The organism is Oceanisphaera submarina (assembly GCF_046521305.1).
GTDB lineage: Bacteria > Pseudomonadota > Gammaproteobacteria > Enterobacterales > Aeromonadaceae > Oceanimonas > Oceanimonas submarina.
The window spans coordinates 1-18,136 of the sequence record NZ_JBKGFN010000018.1 but is presented as its reverse complement, the minus strand read 5'-3'; the positions used below and the strand labels follow the sequence as shown (position 1 = coordinate 18,136).

Genomic DNA, 18,136 nt, shown 5'->3' with positions numbered 1-18,136 from the left:
AAGATTCAAGTTAGCGCGGCCGTTGTACATTGTTCGTTCCTTATGGCACTACAGTCACCAAGCTTCCCTTATTTGATATTTGTTGCATTTTCCGAGCATGAGCTCGTCACTAAAATAAAGGTAAGAAAAAATGGCTAACGGTACCGTAAAATGGTTTAACGAAGCAAAAGGTTTTGGGTTCATCACTCCGGCTGACGGCAGCAAAGATCTGTTTGCCCACTTCTCCGAAATCGTCGGTAGTGGTTTCAAAACTCTGGCAGAAGGCCAGGCAGTATCCTACACCGCTACTGAAGGTGCCAAGGGTCCGCAGGCTTCACAGATTCAGGTTCTGTAATTACCCTTCGGTAATTCAAGACCTAAAAAACCCGCTTCGGCGGGTTTTTTGTTTTTGTATCATGCAAGGGAAGAAAACAAAGCGGTCAGCTTGTCTCATCGGCACAAATTTTTGTCGCTTGCGGTATCGTGCGCTTTCATCGGGCAAAGCACATTGCTCCTCCGTACGCCGAGGTTCGGCGAAGCGCAACCGCTTCGCATGACGGTCATTCTCAATGACTTGTGACTAAAAGACAGGCTTATGGCTTACCGCCACCCGAAGGGTCTTCCATCCAGGATTCCAGGATCAGCTGCGCCGACACCGCATCTACCGCACCTTTACCGAGGGCCTTGTAACCACCGGCTTCGAACAGGCGGGCGCGGGCATCGGTGGTGGTCAGGCGCTCGTCCTGCAGCTCAACCCTGATACCGAAGCGGCCGTGCAGCCGGTTGGCAAACTTGCGGGCGCGGCGGCTGATGTCCTGTTCGGTACCGTCCATATTGAGTGGCAGCCCGACCACCAGCAGCGTCGGTTGCCACTCTTTCAGCAAATCCGCTATCTGATCCCAGTTGGGCACCCCTTCGTTGGCCTTCAGTGCCAGCAGGGGGCGAGCCGAGGCGGTGATCTGCTGCCCGACCGCCACACCGATGCTTTTCATGCCGTAATCGAAGCCCAGTAAGGTCAGGCTCATGCGTGACCCACTTGAGACGACAGGTGGCGTGGATCGATACCCAGGCGCCCTATGGCCTGATGCCAGCGCTGGGCGAGGGGAGTATCGAAGATAAGCCCGGTGTCGGCGGGAATGGTCAGCCAGCTGTTTTCAGTCAACTCCTGCTCCAGCTGTCCCGGTGTCCAGCCTGCGTAGCCCAGGGCAACCAGATAGTGCTCGGGCGCCTGTTCGGTGCCCAGGGTTTCCAACACGTCCGGCGAGGTGGTAATCATCAGGTTATCGGTCAGCAACTGACTCGAACTGAACCCTTCCACCGGGCTGTGCAGTACAAAGCCCCGATCTGCAGCCACAGGGCCACCCTGCAGCACCGGTTTGTCCAGTTCTGGCTTGTCATCGGGGGTCATCTCCAGCTGATGCAACAGCTCATGCAGCGGCATATCGATAGGAATGTTGATCACCAGCCCCATGGCGCCTTCGTCGTTGTGCTCGCAAATATAGGTCACGGAGCCGGCGAAGAAGGGATCCTTGAGGCTGGGCATGGCAATAAGAAAATGATGTTGCAGTGAGTCCATGTCATCTCGTCTTGGGTTGGTCATGGCCCCGCCGGCACAAGGCGGGCGGGGTAGCGGTCGGGTGTTACTGTCAGGATAGACGCTTTTCGATGGCGTCCATCAGCATGCCGGAGATGTTGACCGGGAAGGCGGCTTCGATTTCCCGCACGCAGGTCGGGCTGGTGACATTCACCTCGGTCAGCTTATCACCGATAATATCCAGCCCCACGAAGATCAGCCCCTTTGCCTTGAGTGTCGGGCCCAGCGCCTCGGCGATGCGGCGATCGCTGTCGCTCAGGGGGCGCGCTTCACCCCGGCCACCGGCGGCCAGATTGCCCCGGGTTTCACCGCCCTGGGGAATACGGGCCAGGCAATAGGGCACCGGCTCGCCATCCACCACCAGCACCCGCTTGTCACCGTCCTTGATGGCGGGAATATAGGCCTGCACCATACAGTAGCGGCTGCCGTGTTCGGTCAGGGTTTCGATAATGACGCCCAGGTTGGGATCGTCCTGTTTTACCCGAAAGATCGAGGCGCCACCCATGCCGTCGAGCGGTTTGATGATGATGTCTTTGTGCTCCTGATGAAAGGCGCGGATATCACTGCTCTTGCGGCTGACCAGGGTGGTGGGGGTAAACTCGGAGAACCAGGCGGTATAGAGCTTTTCGTTGGCGTCGCGCAGGCTCTGGGGCTTGTTGACGATCAGGGTACCTTTTTCTTCGGCCCGTTCCAGCAGGTAGGTGGCGTAAATGAACTCGGTATCGAAAGGGGGATCCTTGCGCATCAGGATCACGTCGAGCGAGCTCAACGGCTGGCGTTCGGCTTCTTCCAGGGTGAACCACTGGTTGGCGTCTTCCTTTACGGTCAGCCGGGCCATGTGGCCGAAGGACTCGCCGTCACGCAGGCTCAGGTCGCTCATCTCCATGTACCACAGCTCATAGCCGCGGTGCTGGGCTTCCAGCAGCATGGCGAAGCTGGTGTCTTTCTTGATGTTGATGGACTGGATGGGGTCCATCACGATTCCCAGTTTAATGGTCATGCAAGATCTCCAAATCGGCATTGCAGGGCGGTGATGGCGGTCAGGGCCGCGGTTTCGGTTCTCAGTACCCGGGGGCCGAGCAGTATATCAATAAAGCCGTGTTCACGGGCCCGGATGATTTCGTCGTCGGACAGGCCGCCTTCGGGGCCCACCAGCAGCCTGACACCGGCGCCGGGCGGCGGCAAGGTATTGACGCTGTATTCGGCTTTCGGGTGCAGGTTGAGCCTGAGCGCGGTGGTTTCCTGTGCCAGCCACTGCTCCAGGGCCATGGCCGGGCGGATGTCGGGCACACGGTTGCGGCCGCATTGTTCGCAGGCGGCGATGGCGATGTTCTGCCATTGCTGCAGCTTTTTTTCCAGCCTTTCACCGGAAAGCTTGACGCCGCAGCGGCTGGAGAACAGCGGAGTGATCACATTCACGCCCAGTTCGACCGACTTCTGGATGGTGAATTCCATTTTGTCGCCGCGGCTGATCACCTGGCCCAGATGAAAGTGCAGCGGCGATTCGCAGTCGGCGGCCTCGAAGTCGCCGACACGAACCAGAACCGACTTTTTGTCGGCCTGCAGGATCTCGGCCTGATACTGGCCACCCTGACCGTTGAACAGCACCAGCTGCTGGCCGGGCTGCATGCGCAGCACCCGGCCCACATGGCTGGCCCCATCGCTCGACAGCGACAGTTCAAGTCCGCATGACAGGGCCGCGGGCTCATGGATTCGAGGTATACGCATAATGTTTGCACTGTTCCTTTACAAAGGGGTTGCTGTTGCCCTGAATGGCGCTGATACGATGATCCCGCTCGCATTCCCATTGGCTTGCCGGATACTGCCGATTCCAGACCTCAAACAGTTTCAACTGCTGCGAGGCGATTTTCAGCCGGTATTGTTGCTGCATATACAGATAGGTACGGGCGATGGCCCCCCGGCTGGCCTCGGGCGGCTGTACTTTTCTGCCCTTGAAGTCGACCAGCATCTGGCAATGGCCATACTGGTTCGGCCTACCGTTCCATTCGGAAAAACGGTAATTGGAGCGATCGCCGTTGACCTCGCCGACCGCCGGCACCAGATTGTGCAAATCGCCTTCCATCTGCTTGAACAGGGCATCGCTGCGGGTACAGTTTTTTCGGCCACCCTGCTGCCAGCACTGGCGCTGGTGACCGAATTCCCAGGCCGGGACCACGTGCTCCCACTCGATGCGGCTGGCCCGCTTCTGCTGTTTGCGCACCTGGTAGCCGCAGCGTTCCAGATCCGGTACCAGTTTTTTGCCCTGGGCACCGATGGGGCAACCGCAGTAAAAGCTAACCGGATAGTCGGTATAAATACCGGGAGCGACTTTTTTGGCCTGACGAAAGGACAGGGCTTCGCCATAGGCCAGCCAGGAGCTGAAGCCCAAAAGTAAAATGAAATAGCGCACGACTCGTTATTTTTTATGGTTTTGTAATGGGGCAGTTTACCACCCGCGGCGGGGGCGGGGAAAGGGGCCAGGGTCGGACAGGGAATGGGGAAGCGCGGGTAGAAAGCCGTGATCAGGGATGGAGGGCCTCCCCCATCCCTGGTGTCGTTATACCAGCTCCAGCATGGCCTCGGCGGAAGACACCTCAAACTTGCCCGGTGCTTCTAGCTGCAAGGCGGTGACCACGCCATCTTCTGCCACCAGTGCAAAACGCTGGGCGCGCAGGCCGCCGAAGTCACCCGTGTCTTTGGCAAGGCCCAACGCCTGGGTGAAGGTGCCGGCACCGTCGGCCAGCATGGTGATGGCGTTGGCGTTCTGGGCCTGCTGCCAGGCGCGCATCACGAAGGCATCGTTGATCGACAGACAGCACAGACTCACACCCTTGGCCCTGAACCGGTCGGCCAGCGCCACAAAGCCGGGCAAATGGGCGTTGGAACAGGTGGGAGTAAAGGCGCCGGGTACGGCGAAGATAATCACTTTCTTTCCGCCAAAGAGCGCGGCGCTGTCGGCGCCGGTTTTGCCGGCGTCGGTGACAAAGGTAAAGCTCTGTTCGGGCAGTTTATCGCCAATCTTGATCATGGGACTTTCCTTCTGGTGGTGTTAGTCACGGATAACGACAACAGTTTATTACAATGCAGGCATTGATAGCGCTGTTTGCCGCGTTGAATGCTGTTATGGCGACGTACACTCAGCTGATGCCGGCGACAATCGCAGTCGTATGGAAAGGTCGGGGCCACTTTGGCGGTGTTCAGCTGGTGACGAGTGCGTGGCTGGAGTCCGAATACCGACAGCATGATGCTCTGCCATTCCCGACCGTGGGGTTTGACCTTGCCGAAGCAGGCGAAGGCCACCAGGTGGGCCACTTCATGGGGAATGATCTCGGCCATGAACTCGGCTTCGTTATCGGCCAGCAATACCGGGTTGAAACGCAGCTCCCAGCGCTCCAGCCAGGCCGAGCCGGCGATGCGACCACGTTGGTTGAAGCACACCCGGGCCGGTTCAAAGTTCCGGTCGGTGTGACGAGCGGCCAGTGCCAGGCACTCTGTGACCCGGTCGTGCACGCGCTGGAAAAGGAGTTCGTCAGGTTTCATGGCTTCAGGTACCGTAACCATCGGGTAAAGGAACCGCTCCCCCGACACGCTGTAAATACATCCATGTAGCGCTCAGCACACGCCATCCATGGCATGTGACGGTCGGCGGAGCGGTACCCTTTACCCTCATTTCTGCACCCAAGGTGTCGGTTGGGCGGTAGCTTGGCGATGAGCGAAGCGAATCCCACCATCTGTGTCGGTGGCGGCAAGGTATGCTCGATCAAAAAGGGGAAGCCTGCGCTTCCCCTTATCACTTACTTCAGACCGGCGGCGTCACGCAACAGTTCGGCCTTATCGGTCGCTTCCCAGGGGAACTCGTCCCGACCGAAGTGGCCGTAGGCGGCGGTGGACTGATAGATGGGACGGTTCAGGTCCAGCATCTGGATCAGGCCGTAGGGGCGCAGATCGAAGTGTTCGCGTACTAGGGCATCGATCAGCTCTTCTGCCACCTTGCCGGTGCCGAAGGTTTCCACGCTGATGGAGGTGGGCTCGGCCACACCGATGGCGTAGGAGACCTGAATCTCACAGCGCTCGGCCAGGCCGGCGGCGACGATGTTCTTGGCCACGTAGCGAGCGGCATAGGCGGCGGAACGGTCCACCTTGGACGGATCCTTGCCCGAAAAGGCACCGCCGCCGTGACGGGCCATGCCGCCGTAGGTGTCGACGATGATCTTGCGCCCGGTCAGGCCGCAGTCACCCATGGGACCACCGATGATGAACTGGCCGGTGGGGTTGATGAGGTACTTGGTGTCTTTGCTCAGCCACTCGGCCGGCAGCACCGGCTTGATGATCATCTCCATCACCGCTTCGCGCAGGGTGGCCTGATCGATGTCCGGGCCGTGCTGGGTAGACAACACCACAGTGTCGATGGCAACGGGCTTGCCGCTGTCGTCGTAGGCGAAGGTGACCTGGGATTTGGCGTCCGGGCGCAGCCAGGGCAGCTCGCGGGCCTTGCGCACATGGGCCTGGCGCTTGACCAGACGATGGGCGTAGGTAATGGGAGCGGGCATCAGCACATCGGTTTCGTTGGACGCATAACCGAACATCAGGCCCTGATCGCCGGCACCCTGGGCGTAGGGGTCTTCATCTTTCCGGTCTACGCCCATGGCGATGTCCGGAGACTGTTTACCGATGGCGTTGAGCACGGCGCAGCTTTCGCCGTCGAAGCCCATGTCGGAGCTGGTGTAGCCGATGTCACGCACGGTACGGCGTACCAGCTCTTCGATGTCGACCCAGGCGCTGGTGGAAATCTCACCACCCACGATCACCATGCCGGTCTTGACGAAGCTTTCGCAGGCCACGCGTGCCTTGGGATCCTGCTCTATGATGGCGTCCAGTACCGCATCGGAGATCTGATCGGCAATTTTGTCCGGATGACCTTCGGATACGGACTCGGAGGTAAACAGTCTGGCCATGATACTTTCCTAACTTGAATTAATCTGGGGTGTAATGCCGACCTGAAGATGGCGGTATTAACATCTGGATGGCTATTCTAGAGAGCCGTCGCACCGATTGCCAGTAAAAAGTCGTCTGGCCGCCTCCTTGCCCACCCGGTTTAATCACTCCTTTTGACCTGGGGAGATTAGATTTGCGCCCTCTGGCAGTCTTTGGGACAATACCGCCGTTTTCTTCACCCCTTTCAAGTTAATGTTCTCAGGAGATGTCGATGCCTTCTCGTCAAGTGCTGGCCAATGCCGTGCGCGCACTCAGTATGGATGCGGTACAGAAAGCCAATTCCGGTCACCCCGGCGCCCCCATGGGCATGGCGGATATCGCCGAGGTGTTGTGGCGCGATTACCTCAAGCACAACCCCGGCAACCCCGACTGGGCCGACCGCGACCGCTTTATTCTGTCCAACGGCCATGGCTCCATGCTGCTGTACTCTTTGCTGCACCTGACCGGCTACGAGCTGTCCATCGACGATCTCAAACAGTTCCGCCAGCTGCACTCCAAGACCCCGGGTCACCCGGAGTACGGTTATGCGCCGGGTATCGAAACCACCACCGGCCCCCTGGGTCAGGGCATCACCAATGCCGTGGGCATGGCCATCGCCGAAAAATCCCTGGCCGCCCAGTTCAACCGCCCCGGTCATGACGTAGTCGACCACCACACCTACACCTTTTTGGGTGATGGCTGCCTGATGGAAGGCATCTCCCACGAAGCCTGCTCCCTGGCCGGTACTCTGGGTCTGGGCAAGCTGATTGCCTTCTGGGATGACAACGGCATCTCCATCGACGGTCACGTCGACGGCTGGTTCAGCGACGATACCCCCAAACGCTTCGAAGCCTACGGCTGGCAGGTGATTGCCGACGTAGACGGCCACGATAGCGCGGCCCTGACTGCCGCCATCGACGCCGCCCGCGCCGACACCGCTCGTCCGACCCTGATCTGCTGTAAAACCGTCATCGGTTTCGGCTCGCCCAACAAGGGCGGCACCCACGACTGTCACGGCGCCCCCCTGGGCGAAGCGGAAATTGCCGCCACCCGCGAACAGCTGGGCTGGAGCCATGCTCCGTTCGAGATCCCCGCCGACATTTATGCCGACTGGGATGCCAAGGCCAAGGGTGCCGCCGCCGAAGCCGCCTGGAACGAGCAGTTCGCCGCCTACGCCGCCGCCCATCCGGAACTGGCTGCCGAGCTGAAGCGTCGCGTTAACGGTGAGCTACCTGCCGACTGGGCTGCCCAGAGTGCCGACTTCATCAAGACCCTGCAGGCTAACCCGGCCAAGATTGCCACCCGCAAGGCGTCCCAGAATGCGTTGGACGCCTTTGGTGCCATTCTGCCCGAGCTGCTCGGCGGCAGTGCCGATCTGGCCCCCAGCAACCTGACCATGCACAAGGGCTCCCAGCCCATCAGCGCCGAAGACGCCGGCGGTAACTACCTGCACTACGGTGTACGCGAGTTCGGCATGAGCGCCATCATGAACGGCATCGCCCTGCACGGCGGTTTTGTGCCCTACGGCGGCACCTTCCTGATGTTTACGGAATATGCCCGCAACGCCCTGCGCATGGCGGCACTGATGAAGCAGCGCTCCCTCTTCGTTTATACCCACGACAGCATCGGTCTGGGTGAAGACGGCCCGACTCACCAGCCGGTTGAGCAGATTGCTTCGCTGCGTCTGACCCCGAACATGAGCACCTGGCGCCCCTGTGATCAGGTTGAGTCTGCCGTGGCCTGGAAAGCGGCCATCGAGCGAAAAGACGGCCCCACCGCGCTGATCTTCTCCCGTCAGAACCTGGGTCAGATCGATCGCACCGACGCCCAGCTGGCCGACGTGGCCAAGGGCGGCTATGTGTTGAAAGACTGTGCCGGCACGCCCGAGCTCATCATCATCGCCACCGGCTCCGAAATCGAGCTGGCGATGGCGGCCCAGCAGCAGCTGAGCGCCGACGGCAAGCAGGTGCGCGTGGTGTCTCTGCCTTGTACCGATGTGTTCGATGCCCAGTCTGCCGACTATAAGGAAAGCGTGCTGCCCGCCGCCGTGACCAAGCGTCTGGCGGTAGAAGCCGGCATTGCCGACTACTGGTACAAGTATGTGGGCTTCGGTGGCGACATCATCGGCATGCATACCTTCGGTGAGTCGGCTCCTGCCGGTGACCTGTTCAAGCTGTTCGGCTTCACCGTCGACAACGTGGTTGAAAAGGCGAACACCCTGTTAGGCAAGTAAGTTGGCCTAAGCATGAGCGTTATTGCTGAATGAGAAAAACCGGCTGCGGCCGGTTTTTTTGTGGCTAAAAGGAAGGGGAGCGGCACCGTCTTTTGTAGCGGCCGCTTCTACTCGAGTGCAGAGGCAACATAGCCGTCTCTCACGACACGCTACGAGTACATCCCTGTAAGCTCAGACATGCCATCCATGGCATGTCACGGTCGTGGGAGTCGTTCTCTGTTGCCTCTTTATAGTATCGAAGCCGCCTGTTGGCGCCGTTTACATTCGAATTGGCGCCGACTTGTAGAGGCCGCTTTAGCTGGCCGGTTCTACGCAGCAGAACATAAGCTCTAAACAAATGATCTCTTTCACCTCGGCGTAAACATCGGACAAAGGGCCCGCTCCGCCGACACGCCGTGAATCCTTCCCTGGAGGCTCCGCCGCGCCATCCCTGGCGCGGAGGGTCGGCGGAGCAGATCCCTTTGTCCTCCCTGATGCACCGGAATACCCTCTGGCAGAGGCTGCAGCTTTCCGTGGTTTTTAAATTGCACTTCGTCGTCACTCCGTCCAAAATGGTCTCATTTGAAGTTAATGTGCCATGACAATGACTGAACGGGAAGTCGTGGCCTGAAGACTCGATGTTTTATACCGACTATTTTTATGGCTCGGCGAGAATGCCTGTATTGCTGCAGCCTTGTGCTTACATGTGCTCGGTGATACTTTAAAATACTTTGCTCATCAATGGGTTGTAGCTGATGGGGCCGTTGATACCGAGCATGATCAAGGATCAATCTGAGCATGAGCGTATATGCGCATGCGTAGTATTAAAAATGTTAAGGCTACAAATGACTGAGAGTATGGAATCTATAATTAATTGGACAAATAGTAATTCTGGTTTTTTGGCCCTTATTATTTTTTTGGTCACTCTTTTTTTGGGTTGGGTCACAGGGATATTCAAGGCTCTTAAACGAAAACCAAAATTAAAGATGGAAATTCTGCAAGGCCCCACATTTTGCGCATCTTTCGATACTCCAAGAACATGGAATGGCCATCAGGCACATAGAACAGCTATATCTATTTATCTATCCATAACTAATGTAGGTAGTGCACCTACGGATATAAAAGAGATTCATGTTGGGTACAAGTCACAAAGTCATTCCCTCCCATTTCTTTGGTTCTGGCTTAAGGAGCTAACTGCATCAAAATCAGACTTTGTAATGAAGCTAGGAGATGATTCGAAAGTATTCCCATTTCTTATGCAAAGAAATCAACTTACAGAGAATCAAATTGATACCTACTTACTCGAAGGTAAGCGATGTAATGGAGTCGTATACTTCGAACAGGAAGAGTCATGGGGTAACTATTTGCCTAAAGTGCAGGACAACAAGATGAAAGTAAAAGTCAGAGTCTGTGATGTCTATGGCAACTATTACACTGCCAAGTCAGTGATCAACAAGGTTACCCTTCAGGCCGCAAAAGAGGTTTGCGAAAAATTTGGAGAAACGAGAGAGTCATTAGTTGAAGCATAAAGCCTTAACAAATCAATCAACTACGCGCCTTCGGCGCCGGACAGCTAAAATCGTGGCTTCGCCACAACGCTGCCGGTTATTAAGGCGTTATGTTTCTTGGGAGTGAGTCATCAATGAGTGACTTCGCAACGAAAAAGCAGAAGCCCAGCGCGAAGGAGTATCTGGAGGCGTCGCTAGATCAGGTTGTTGAACGCCTCAACAACAACCCGAATGGGCACAAAAGCGAAGAAGCTCTTATTCAGGCCGTAATCACGGTAAGGGCTGCAAAGATCAACGAACGCCTGTCGCACAGGCTGAATTGGCTAACGGGAATGCTCGTTCTTGCAACAATTTGCTTGGTCGCAGTGCCGTTCATTGCGCCTTCTATTGAGAAGAAGCAAATAGAAGCGCAGATATCTTCTCAAGCTACCCTCATCGAGAGTCAGAATGCGAAGCTTGAACAATTGGCGCAGACAATTTCCAAGCTCGCCCAGGAGCAAGGCACTCTCGCAGCCGAGGTGGAAAAACATAACAAGGCACTCCAGCCGACCGCCCAGCCGCTGGCGCGGCCGGGCGGCGGCTGAGCTTTGTCGTTATATTTCGAAGGAAGCATATGGAAGATTATTTTAAACGGCTGGAAAATGAGCTTGATGCCATCAAGCAGCTCGCATCGCAAGGCGGTGCAAATGGTTTCTTTGGCCAAGAAGCGCTGCGTTTTTACTCAATAGCAGGAACACTTCTTGAAAGCTTCACATGCGATAAAAATGCTAGCGTAAATGAACGCTATATAACTCATATTCTTTCCAGATCGATCCTTGAAAACTATTTCTGGATGATCTATCTATTTGACGACCCTGCCCAAACAGCAATTCGATATTCCGGCATGGTTGATGCTTTTAAGCGGGATTACCACAAGCTACTAAATGAGCCTCTGCTGCCTCATAAAGATCAGTTAGAGCCTTCAAACCAATCTTGGTCGAGTTTGAATCGAGCGATGGATGTAAATAGCCTGCTCGCACAAGTTAAAAACGATCATGGCGACAAGCTAAATTACCTCTACTTTATTTACCGTATCACTAGCTTTGACACGCATGGCAAAAGCCTAGATGCCATCTTTCAAGAGGCCTTCGGTAAGCAAGTGAAGTTCCCGGTATTGGATATTGGGTATGCAGTACAACTTGTAGCCAACCAATATTTGGTGACCTTGGAACAACTGAGAAGTGCAGGTGAAATATAACAATTTTCTGCACACGGAAAAATTACTCGCTGCGCTCCTAATTTTCCGGTGAGCAAGGCGTTCGGCGGCTATGAAAGTTTATCGGTATAGTGGAACACGAGTAGGAGATTGTAATGCGGCGGCAATGGGGTACACCTGAGGAACAAATCAAGAAACTCGAGCAGGAACTGTGGTCGGCCCGATATGCAATTCTCGGGTTGGCACCAGCTGCCTATCAAGAAATCCTGCGGAGCTACTATCGCTGCAACGATCGGTCCGAGTCTTACCATTGGTTAGATTCAGTGGCTGAGAAAATAATCGAAACAGTGGAACCACTTCCTAACGATAAGGGATCATTTTTTGGGGCTCGGGCCTATTGTCCGCTATGTGGTGAAGGAACTTCTTCTACCTATGAAAGAGGATACGCATTGCCTGAAGGACTGCGTAGACACCTAACCGGCTGGGGCAGGTCTCAGATGTGTGCGGTAACGGAAGCCGCGCATCAACTTGCGCTTGATCACTTTCATGACGAGTTCAGCGCTGAGGAAGAGACTCAGAGGCTAGAGCAACAAAAAAGAAAAAATGCGCGATTGCGGAATGAGGTTTTGCTTCGAACCGGTCCGTTAAGCGAACTAGAGCTGATGGACGAGACCGGGTATTTTGGCGAACCTCGCAACAAAAGCGACTGGGTAAAGGCAGAGTCGCGTTTAGATGAGCTTGGCTTTGAAATGTCAGAAGACGAGCGCGTGCGGCAATACGTACTCGACGCTGAGGCGTACGGCGTTTATGCGGATCCTAGAAGCAACAAGGAAATTGTTTTTCGTGTCTATCGGAAGCCGTTTCCGAAGCGCGTGTCGCGGACAGGGGTTCGCCGATATTCCCAATTTGTAATTAGAGATTCGTGGAAGAATGATATTTCGGGTAAGTTCCACGTAAGGTTGGAAAAAGCGTTAACGGAGCTGTGACGCCGCCGAACAAAGCCAGGTACAGCGGCGCCTTTTCCGTTGCGGCTTCGCCTCCACTACAAATCCGCGCGTGCTGGCGGCGCTAAGCTGATCGAGTGGCATGATGAATTTAAAGGTAGGGCAGCTTAGCCATAGATTTTGGGGGTGGGCGCATATCTCTTATATGTTGCGAAGTGATAACCTGTAATATCTATTGAGAGGGAAGGGTTATGTCAGACCAGGATACGTCAAAAATAAAAATCCACACCACCTTGGTGGAAAAGATTAACTTCGCCTGCCACCAGAGCGCCTTCGCTGTGCTGCGGGAATTGCAGATCGAGAATCTGGATGAAGAGCAGGATCTGTCAGACCTGACGGTGACCTTGGAGGCATCCCCTGCGTTTGTGAAGTCGAAGACCTGGACGGTGGATCGACTCGCGGCGGGTGGCCTTTTGGGCATGAAGGATCGTGATCTGGAACTGGATGGCGGTTTCCTGCTGGGGCTGGCGGAATCCATGCGTGGCACGGTAACGATACGGGTCATTCAGGGTGAGCAGTGCCTGGCTGAGTTGACAATCCCAGTTGAATTGTTGGCCTGTAATGAGTGGGGCGGGGCTACCTATATTCCTGAGCTGCTGGCCGCATTCTGTACCCCAAATGATCCGGCGGTAGACCGTTTGCTGGGTCAGGCTAGTCAGATTCTTCGCAAGGCGGGCAAGTCGGGCAGTATCAATGGCTATGACTCCGGTAGTCGTGAGCAGGTGTGGCTGATGGCGTCGGCCATTTATTCCGCCATTGTAAAAATGCAGGTAGGCTATGCGCTGCCGCCGGCCAGTTTCGAAAGCAATGGCCAGAAGATTCGCCTGCCCAGCCAGATTGAAAGCGCGAAAGTGGCTACCTGCCTGGATACCACCTTGCTGTTTGCCGCAGCACTGGAGCAGGCTCAACTTAACCCGCTGGTGATTCTGACCCAAGGCCATGCGCTGGTGGGGCTTTGGCTGGATAAGGAAGATCTCTCCAGTGTGGTGGTGGACGAAGCGGAAACCCTGCGCCAGCGTATCCCCCTGAAAGAACTGATTCTTATCGAAACCACCTTCCTGACCAATCACCCCGCACCGCCGTTCTCTCAAGCGGTGAAAGATGGCATCAAGCAAGTCTCTCTGGATAAGGATCACGAGTTTGTCGCCGCTATCGATATTCGCCGGGCGCGTGCGCATCGCATCAATCCCATTAGCCTGAAAACCCAGATTGCCGGGCTTGCCGAAGCGAAGGATGAGGAAGACGTTTTCGAACCGGGGCTTGAGGCTGCGCCGGTAGATTTACCGTCGGCACCGGTGCATGTGGAAGAGGATGTGCCGGAAGATACCCCGGGTGGTCGTCTGGAGCGTTGGCAGCGCAAGCTGCTGGATTTGTCTGCGCGCAACCCTTTGCTGAATCAGAAGCCCAGCAAAAGCAGTTTGACGTTGGTATGCCATGATCCTGGTGAATTGGAAGATGTGCTGGCCACTGGAGCGCGGATTTCCATTGCGGCGTTCCCGCAGTTGAAGACCCAGGATCAGGATTTGGACATCCACCGACAACGTACGGGCGAAGAGCTGAAAGAGGTCTATGCCCGCGATGCGATCGCTAAGAAGCAGGTGTTGGTGGAGCTGACCCAGGAGGATCTGGATAAGCGGGCGGTGGAGATTTACCGCAAGGCACAAACATCGCTGAAAGAGGGTGGATCCAATACCCTGTTTTTGGCGGTCGGTTTCTTGCTGTGGAAACCCCAGGACAAGGATGATCGCCGTTATCGTGCCCCGCTGATTCTGTTGCCGGTTTCTCTGGAGCGGAAGTCCGTGCGCAGTGGTGTGAAGATGGTGGCCAATGATGACGATCCCCGCTTTAACACTACCTTGCTGGAATTGCTGAAAAAGGATTTCGGTATTGAGATTCATGGCCTCAGTGGTGCGCTGCCTGAGGATGACAGTGGTGTGGATGTGGCGGGCATCTGGAATCGGGTGCGCCATGCCATCAAGGATGTACCGGGCTTTGAAGTGGTCGAAGAGACCGTGCTGGGGCACTTCTCCTTCGCCAAGTATCTGATGTGGAAGGATCTGGTGGACCGCTCTGAGGCGCTCAAAGAAAGCCCAGTGGTGCGCCATTTGCTGGACACCCCCCGTGAAGCGTATGAAAGCGATATCCGTTTTGTTGACCCCAAAGAGATTGATCGCGAATACACCCCGGCAGACTTGTTGACGCCGCTGCCGGCGGATTCGTCACAAATGGCGGCTATCGCCACGGCAGATCGCGGCAAGGATTTCGTGATTATCGGCCCGCCTGGCACGGGCAAGAGCCAGACCATCAGTAACCTGATTGCGCACATGCTGGGAACGGGCAAGAAGGTGTTGTTTGTGTCCGAGAAGACCGCCGCCTTGGAGGTAGTGCACCGGCGCCTCAAGGATATCGGTCTGGGTCAGTTCTGCCTGGAGCTGCATTCCAACAAGGCCAAGAAAGCGGATGTACTGGATCAACTGCGGACTTCCTGGCATAGCGCCTCCCAGTCCACGGTGAGTGACTGGAAAGCGGAGGCGGAGCGACTCAAGGCATTGCGTGACCGCTTGAACCGGGTAGTGAATGCCTTGCATCAACGGCACCGCAATGGTCTGACCGCGCACTATGCCATTGGCGTGAAGGTGCGTGATACAGATCTGGCGGCCAAGGTGAAACTGAGCTGGCCCAATGCGGCCTATCACGATGACGCGCAGCTGCTGAAGCTGCGTGAAATGGCCGAATTGCTGGCGGTGCAGGCCAAGGCGGTTGGCAACCTGGTCGATCATCCTCTGGGTTTGATTAGCAACTTTGACTGGCGACCGCAGTGGGAAGAGGAGGTGGTAGGCGCCGCTCGGAGTCTGAAGGCTGGAGGGGCGCAGCTGGTTGAGAAACTGACCTCACTTGAGAAGGCGCTGGGAATCAACTTGGGGGTGGTGGGCTTGCCCAAGTTGACCGCCATGGCTGAAGGCGGTCAGGTGCTGCTGGATGCTTATCGTCAGCAGGCCTCTTTTGCGCTGGAACCGGATGCGACAGAACGGTTGGACGCGCTGGAAGAGGCGGTTACTCAGCTGAAAGCCTATATCGAAACGCAAGCCAAGCTGAGCTGTACCTATGACGCGCTGTCTTGGCAGAAGCTGGATGCGACGGTACTGGGGCCAGCCTGGGCGGAGGCTAATGACACCTGGTGGCCCAAGAGCTGGTTTGCCAAACGCAAGGTCGTAAAGCAAATGCGTGAGGGTGGGGCACAGGGTGACCCTGACCCAACCAATGATATTCCCGTGTTGAAACAGTTGCGGGAAACCGGCGGCCAGATCGACCTCCTGGATGGTGTGCTGAAAGGCCTGCGGGAATGGGATTCCTACAATTCAGACCCCAGTGCCATGGCGGCCTTGAAAGAGCTGGGCTCACGGGCGCGTGTTGTGGTTGGCAAGCTGGCGGACGATGCGGAATCCCTGGTGGCCCTGCGCAGCAAGATCCGTACGCTGCTCTATGATGCTAACGATCTGTTGGCCCCTGAGGCGCCGGTGGGTCGGGCCATCAATGATTTCAAAGCATCTTTCGAGTCCTTTAATTCCCATAAGGAAAAATTGGAGGCATTGATTGGGGCTTCACTGGATGGCGGACTCCCTGGCGATGTACCTGCCCTGGAATCGCTTGGCGCACGGTGTCAGGAGATTGTGGACAACCATATAGCCTTGCGTGATTGGTGTGCCTGGGTGCGGCGTCGCTCTGAGGCGCTGGATTTCCAGCTCGGCCCACTGGTGGACGCCATCGAGAATGGCTCCGTAGCCGCCGGTCAGGTGGAAGAGGTCTTCGAGGCGGCCTATTGCAGTTGGTGGTCGTCTGCGGTGATTGGTGAGGATGAGGTGTTGCGTACCTTCTCTTCTCCTGAGCACGAAGCTGCTATTGAGAATTTCCGGGAGCTGGATACCCAGTTCAGTGACCTGACGGCGAAGTATATTGCGGCGAACCTGGCCGGAGAGATTCCGGATCAGGAAACCACCAAGAAGAAGTCGTCCTGGGGCGTGCTGGCGCACGAGCTGCAGAAGAAGATGCGCCACAAGCCGGTGCGGGAAATGATGGAAACCATCCCGGACGTGATCACGACGCTGGCACCCTGCCTGATGATGTCGCCACTGTCGATTGCGCAATTCCTGTCCGCCGGACAGGCGCAGTTTGATGTAGTGATTTTCGATGAGGCTTCCCAGATTACCGTTTGGGATGCGGTGGGCTCAGTGGCGCGTGGCAAGCAAGTGATTGTCGCCGGCGACCCGAAACAGATGCCGCCAACCAACTTCTTTGGTCGCTCCGATGATGACCCGGATGGCGACATTGATGGCGAAGGGGATCTGGAAAGTATTCTGGATGAACTGATTGGCGCCAGCATTCCTCAACGCGTACTTAACCTGCATTACCGTTCCCGCCGGGAAAGCTTGATTGCCTTTTCCAATAGTCGCTATTACGACAGTTCCCTGATTACCTTCCCGGCTCCGGTGCATCCTGATAAAGGGGTGTCATTGGTGAAGCCGGAAGGCTTCTATGCACGGGGTAAGGCACGCCATAACCAGGGTGAGGCCAAGGCCATCGTGGCTGAGATCGTCCGCCGTCTTACCTCTGAGGACGCCTCCGTTCGCAACCAGTCCATTGGCGTGGTCACGTTCAATACGGAGCAACAGAGCTTGATTGAGGATCTGCTGGATAAGGCGAGAGCGGAAGATCCGGGGATTGAGTGGGCTTTCTCCGAGGACGAGCTTGAACCGGTATTCGTAAAAAACCTAGAAACCGTGCAGGGCGATGAGCGGGACGTCATCCTGTTCAGCATTACCTACGGCCCGGATGAAGCAGGCCACGTCACCATGAACTTCGGTCCGCTCAACCGTACTGGCGGTGAGCGTCGTTTGAATGTAGCCATGACCCGTGCCCGTACCGAGATGATGGTGTTCTCCACCATGCCCCCTGAGCGTATCGACCTTTCCCGCACCCAGGCGCGTGCCGTGGCGGATCTCAAACACTTCCTGGAGTACGCCGAGCGTGGAGCCTCTGCTCTTGGCGCTGCTGTTCATGGCTCTATGGGGGATTTCGAATCCCCGTTCGAAGTGGCTGTGGGCAGAGGGTTGCAGGAGAAAGGATGGACAGTACATCCTCAAATCGGTGTCTCCGCCTACCGCATCGATATGGGCATTGTTCACCCTGACAAGCCCGGTATCTATCTGGCAGGCATCGAGTGTGACGGTGCCATGTACCACAGCTCTGCCTATGCCCGTGAGCGTGACAAGATTCGGCAGGGTGTTTTGGAAGGCCTGGGTTGGACGCTGTTCAGGGTGTGGTCCACTGACTGGTGGACGAATAAGCAGAAGGCTTTGGAAGAGGTTGATGCTGCCTTGCGAGACCAGATTAATATGAGTCAGAAATAGTAACTGTCGTTGGTAGGCGTTATGTCCCTCTATCATTACGAGGGGCGACGGAGGCTAATATTTTTAGTAAGAATCGTAGAGGTGTTTTCATCATTGCTTGTCAGATGTGATAATTTTGAGGGCGGGGAAAAATTTGAAGATAACCTTCCCATAAAAGAAAGTCGGGGTTTGATAGTTCACGGAAAACTATCTGCTTGGGTGTTTGAATATGTAGTGGTTCAATGATCCCGGACACCATTTAAGGTGGTACAGTCACCACCGT

At 56.1% G+C, this 18,136-nt stretch carries 15 protein-coding genes; 7 read left to right on the top strand and 8 right to left on the bottom strand.

The window, feature by feature from the left end:
• Window positions 1–130: 130 nt before the first annotated feature.
• Window positions 131–334: a cold-shock protein gene (locus ACLEIV_RS15565; RefSeq protein ID WP_071473096.1), complete on the top strand. Its 204-nt coding sequence runs from the start codon at window positions 131–133 to the stop codon at window positions 332–334.
• Between the two features lie 238 nt (window positions 335–572).
• Here ACLEIV_RS15565 and ruvX read toward each other — a convergent pair whose 3' ends face one another.
• The 8 genes from ruvX to metK form a co-directional block, all read right to left on the bottom strand.
• Complete coding sequence (ruvX, locus tag ACLEIV_RS15560; RefSeq protein ID WP_410457549.1) at window positions 573–1,004, bottom strand: Holliday junction resolvase RuvX; 432 nt, start codon at window positions 1,002–1,004, stop codon at window positions 573–575.
• Window positions 1,001–1,555, bottom strand: a complete 555-nt coding sequence (locus tag ACLEIV_RS15555) for a YqgE/AlgH family protein (protein ID WP_410457548.1) — start codon at window positions 1,553–1,555, stop codon at window positions 1,001–1,003. The genes ruvX and ACLEIV_RS15555 overlap by 4 nt, the downstream gene beginning before the upstream one ends.
• Before the next feature lie 70 nt (window positions 1,556–1,625).
• Window positions 1,626–2,573 (bottom strand): glutathione synthase, encoded by a 948-nt coding sequence (gene gshB, locus ACLEIV_RS15550; RefSeq protein WP_410457547.1) that lies wholly within the window; start codon window positions 2,571–2,573, stop codon window positions 1,626–1,628.
• The gene (gene rsmE, locus ACLEIV_RS15545) at window positions 2,570–3,301 is read right to left on the bottom strand and encodes a 16S rRNA (uracil(1498)-N(3))-methyltransferase (protein ID WP_410457546.1); all 732 of its coding nucleotides are present in this window, start codon (window positions 3,299–3,301) and stop codon (window positions 2,570–2,572) included. The genes gshB and rsmE overlap by 4 nt, the downstream gene beginning before the upstream one ends.
• Window positions 3,279–3,983, bottom strand: a complete 705-nt coding sequence (locus ACLEIV_RS15540; RefSeq protein ID WP_410457545.1) for an endonuclease — start codon at window positions 3,981–3,983, stop codon at window positions 3,279–3,281. Before ACLEIV_RS15540 ends, rsmE begins: the two co-directional genes overlap by 23 nt.
• 147 nt (window positions 3,984–4,130) lie before the next feature.
• Window positions 4,131–4,601, bottom strand: coding sequence for a peroxiredoxin (locus ACLEIV_RS15535; RefSeq protein WP_410457544.1), 471 nt, complete (start codon window positions 4,599–4,601; stop codon window positions 4,131–4,133).
• Window positions 4,598–5,113, bottom strand: a complete 516-nt coding sequence (locus ACLEIV_RS15530; RefSeq protein WP_410457543.1) for a SprT family zinc-dependent metalloprotease — start codon at window positions 5,111–5,113, stop codon at window positions 4,598–4,600. The genes ACLEIV_RS15535 and ACLEIV_RS15530 overlap by 4 nt, the downstream gene beginning before the upstream one ends.
• A gap of 254 nt (window positions 5,114–5,367) precedes the next feature.
• Window positions 5,368–6,528, bottom strand: a complete 1,161-nt coding sequence (gene metK / locus ACLEIV_RS15525) for a methionine adenosyltransferase (RefSeq protein WP_410457542.1) — start codon at window positions 6,526–6,528, stop codon at window positions 5,368–5,370.
• 251 nt (window positions 6,529–6,779) lie between these two features.
• Between metK and tkt the strand changes: the two genes are divergently transcribed.
• The 6 genes from tkt (at window position 6,780) to ACLEIV_RS15495 (ending at window position 17,874) form a co-directional block, all read left to right on the top strand.
• Window positions 6,780–8,780 (top strand): transketolase, encoded by a 2,001-nt coding sequence (gene tkt / locus ACLEIV_RS15520; RefSeq protein ID WP_410457541.1) that lies wholly within the window; start codon window positions 6,780–6,782, stop codon window positions 8,778–8,780.
• An 836-nt stretch (window positions 8,781–9,616) separates the two neighbouring features.
• Window positions 9,617–10,288 carry a hypothetical protein gene (locus ACLEIV_RS15515; RefSeq protein ID WP_410457540.1) on the top strand — a complete coding sequence of 224 codons (672 nt, stop codon included), beginning with the start codon at window positions 9,617–9,619 and terminating at the stop codon, window positions 10,286–10,288.
• A 113-nt stretch (window positions 10,289–10,401) separates the two neighbouring features.
• Complete coding sequence (locus tag ACLEIV_RS15510) at window positions 10,402–10,851, top strand: hypothetical protein (RefSeq protein WP_410457539.1); 450 nt, start codon at window positions 10,402–10,404, stop codon at window positions 10,849–10,851.
• Between the two features lie 29 nt (window positions 10,852–10,880).
• The gene (locus ACLEIV_RS15505; protein WP_410457538.1) at window positions 10,881–11,504 is read left to right on the top strand and encodes a hypothetical protein; all 624 of its coding nucleotides are present in this window, start codon (window positions 10,881–10,883) and stop codon (window positions 11,502–11,504) included.
• Window positions 11,505–11,617: 113 nt separating this feature from the next.
• Entirely contained in the window at window positions 11,618–12,448 is an 831-nt protein-coding gene (locus ACLEIV_RS15500; RefSeq protein ID WP_410457537.1) for a hypothetical protein, read from the top strand.
• Window positions 12,449–12,657: 209 nt separating this feature from the next.
• Entirely contained in the window at window positions 12,658–17,874 is a 5,217-nt protein-coding gene (locus tag ACLEIV_RS15495) for a DUF4011 domain-containing protein (protein WP_410457536.1), read from the top strand.
• Window positions 17,875–18,136 lie beyond the last annotated feature (262 nt).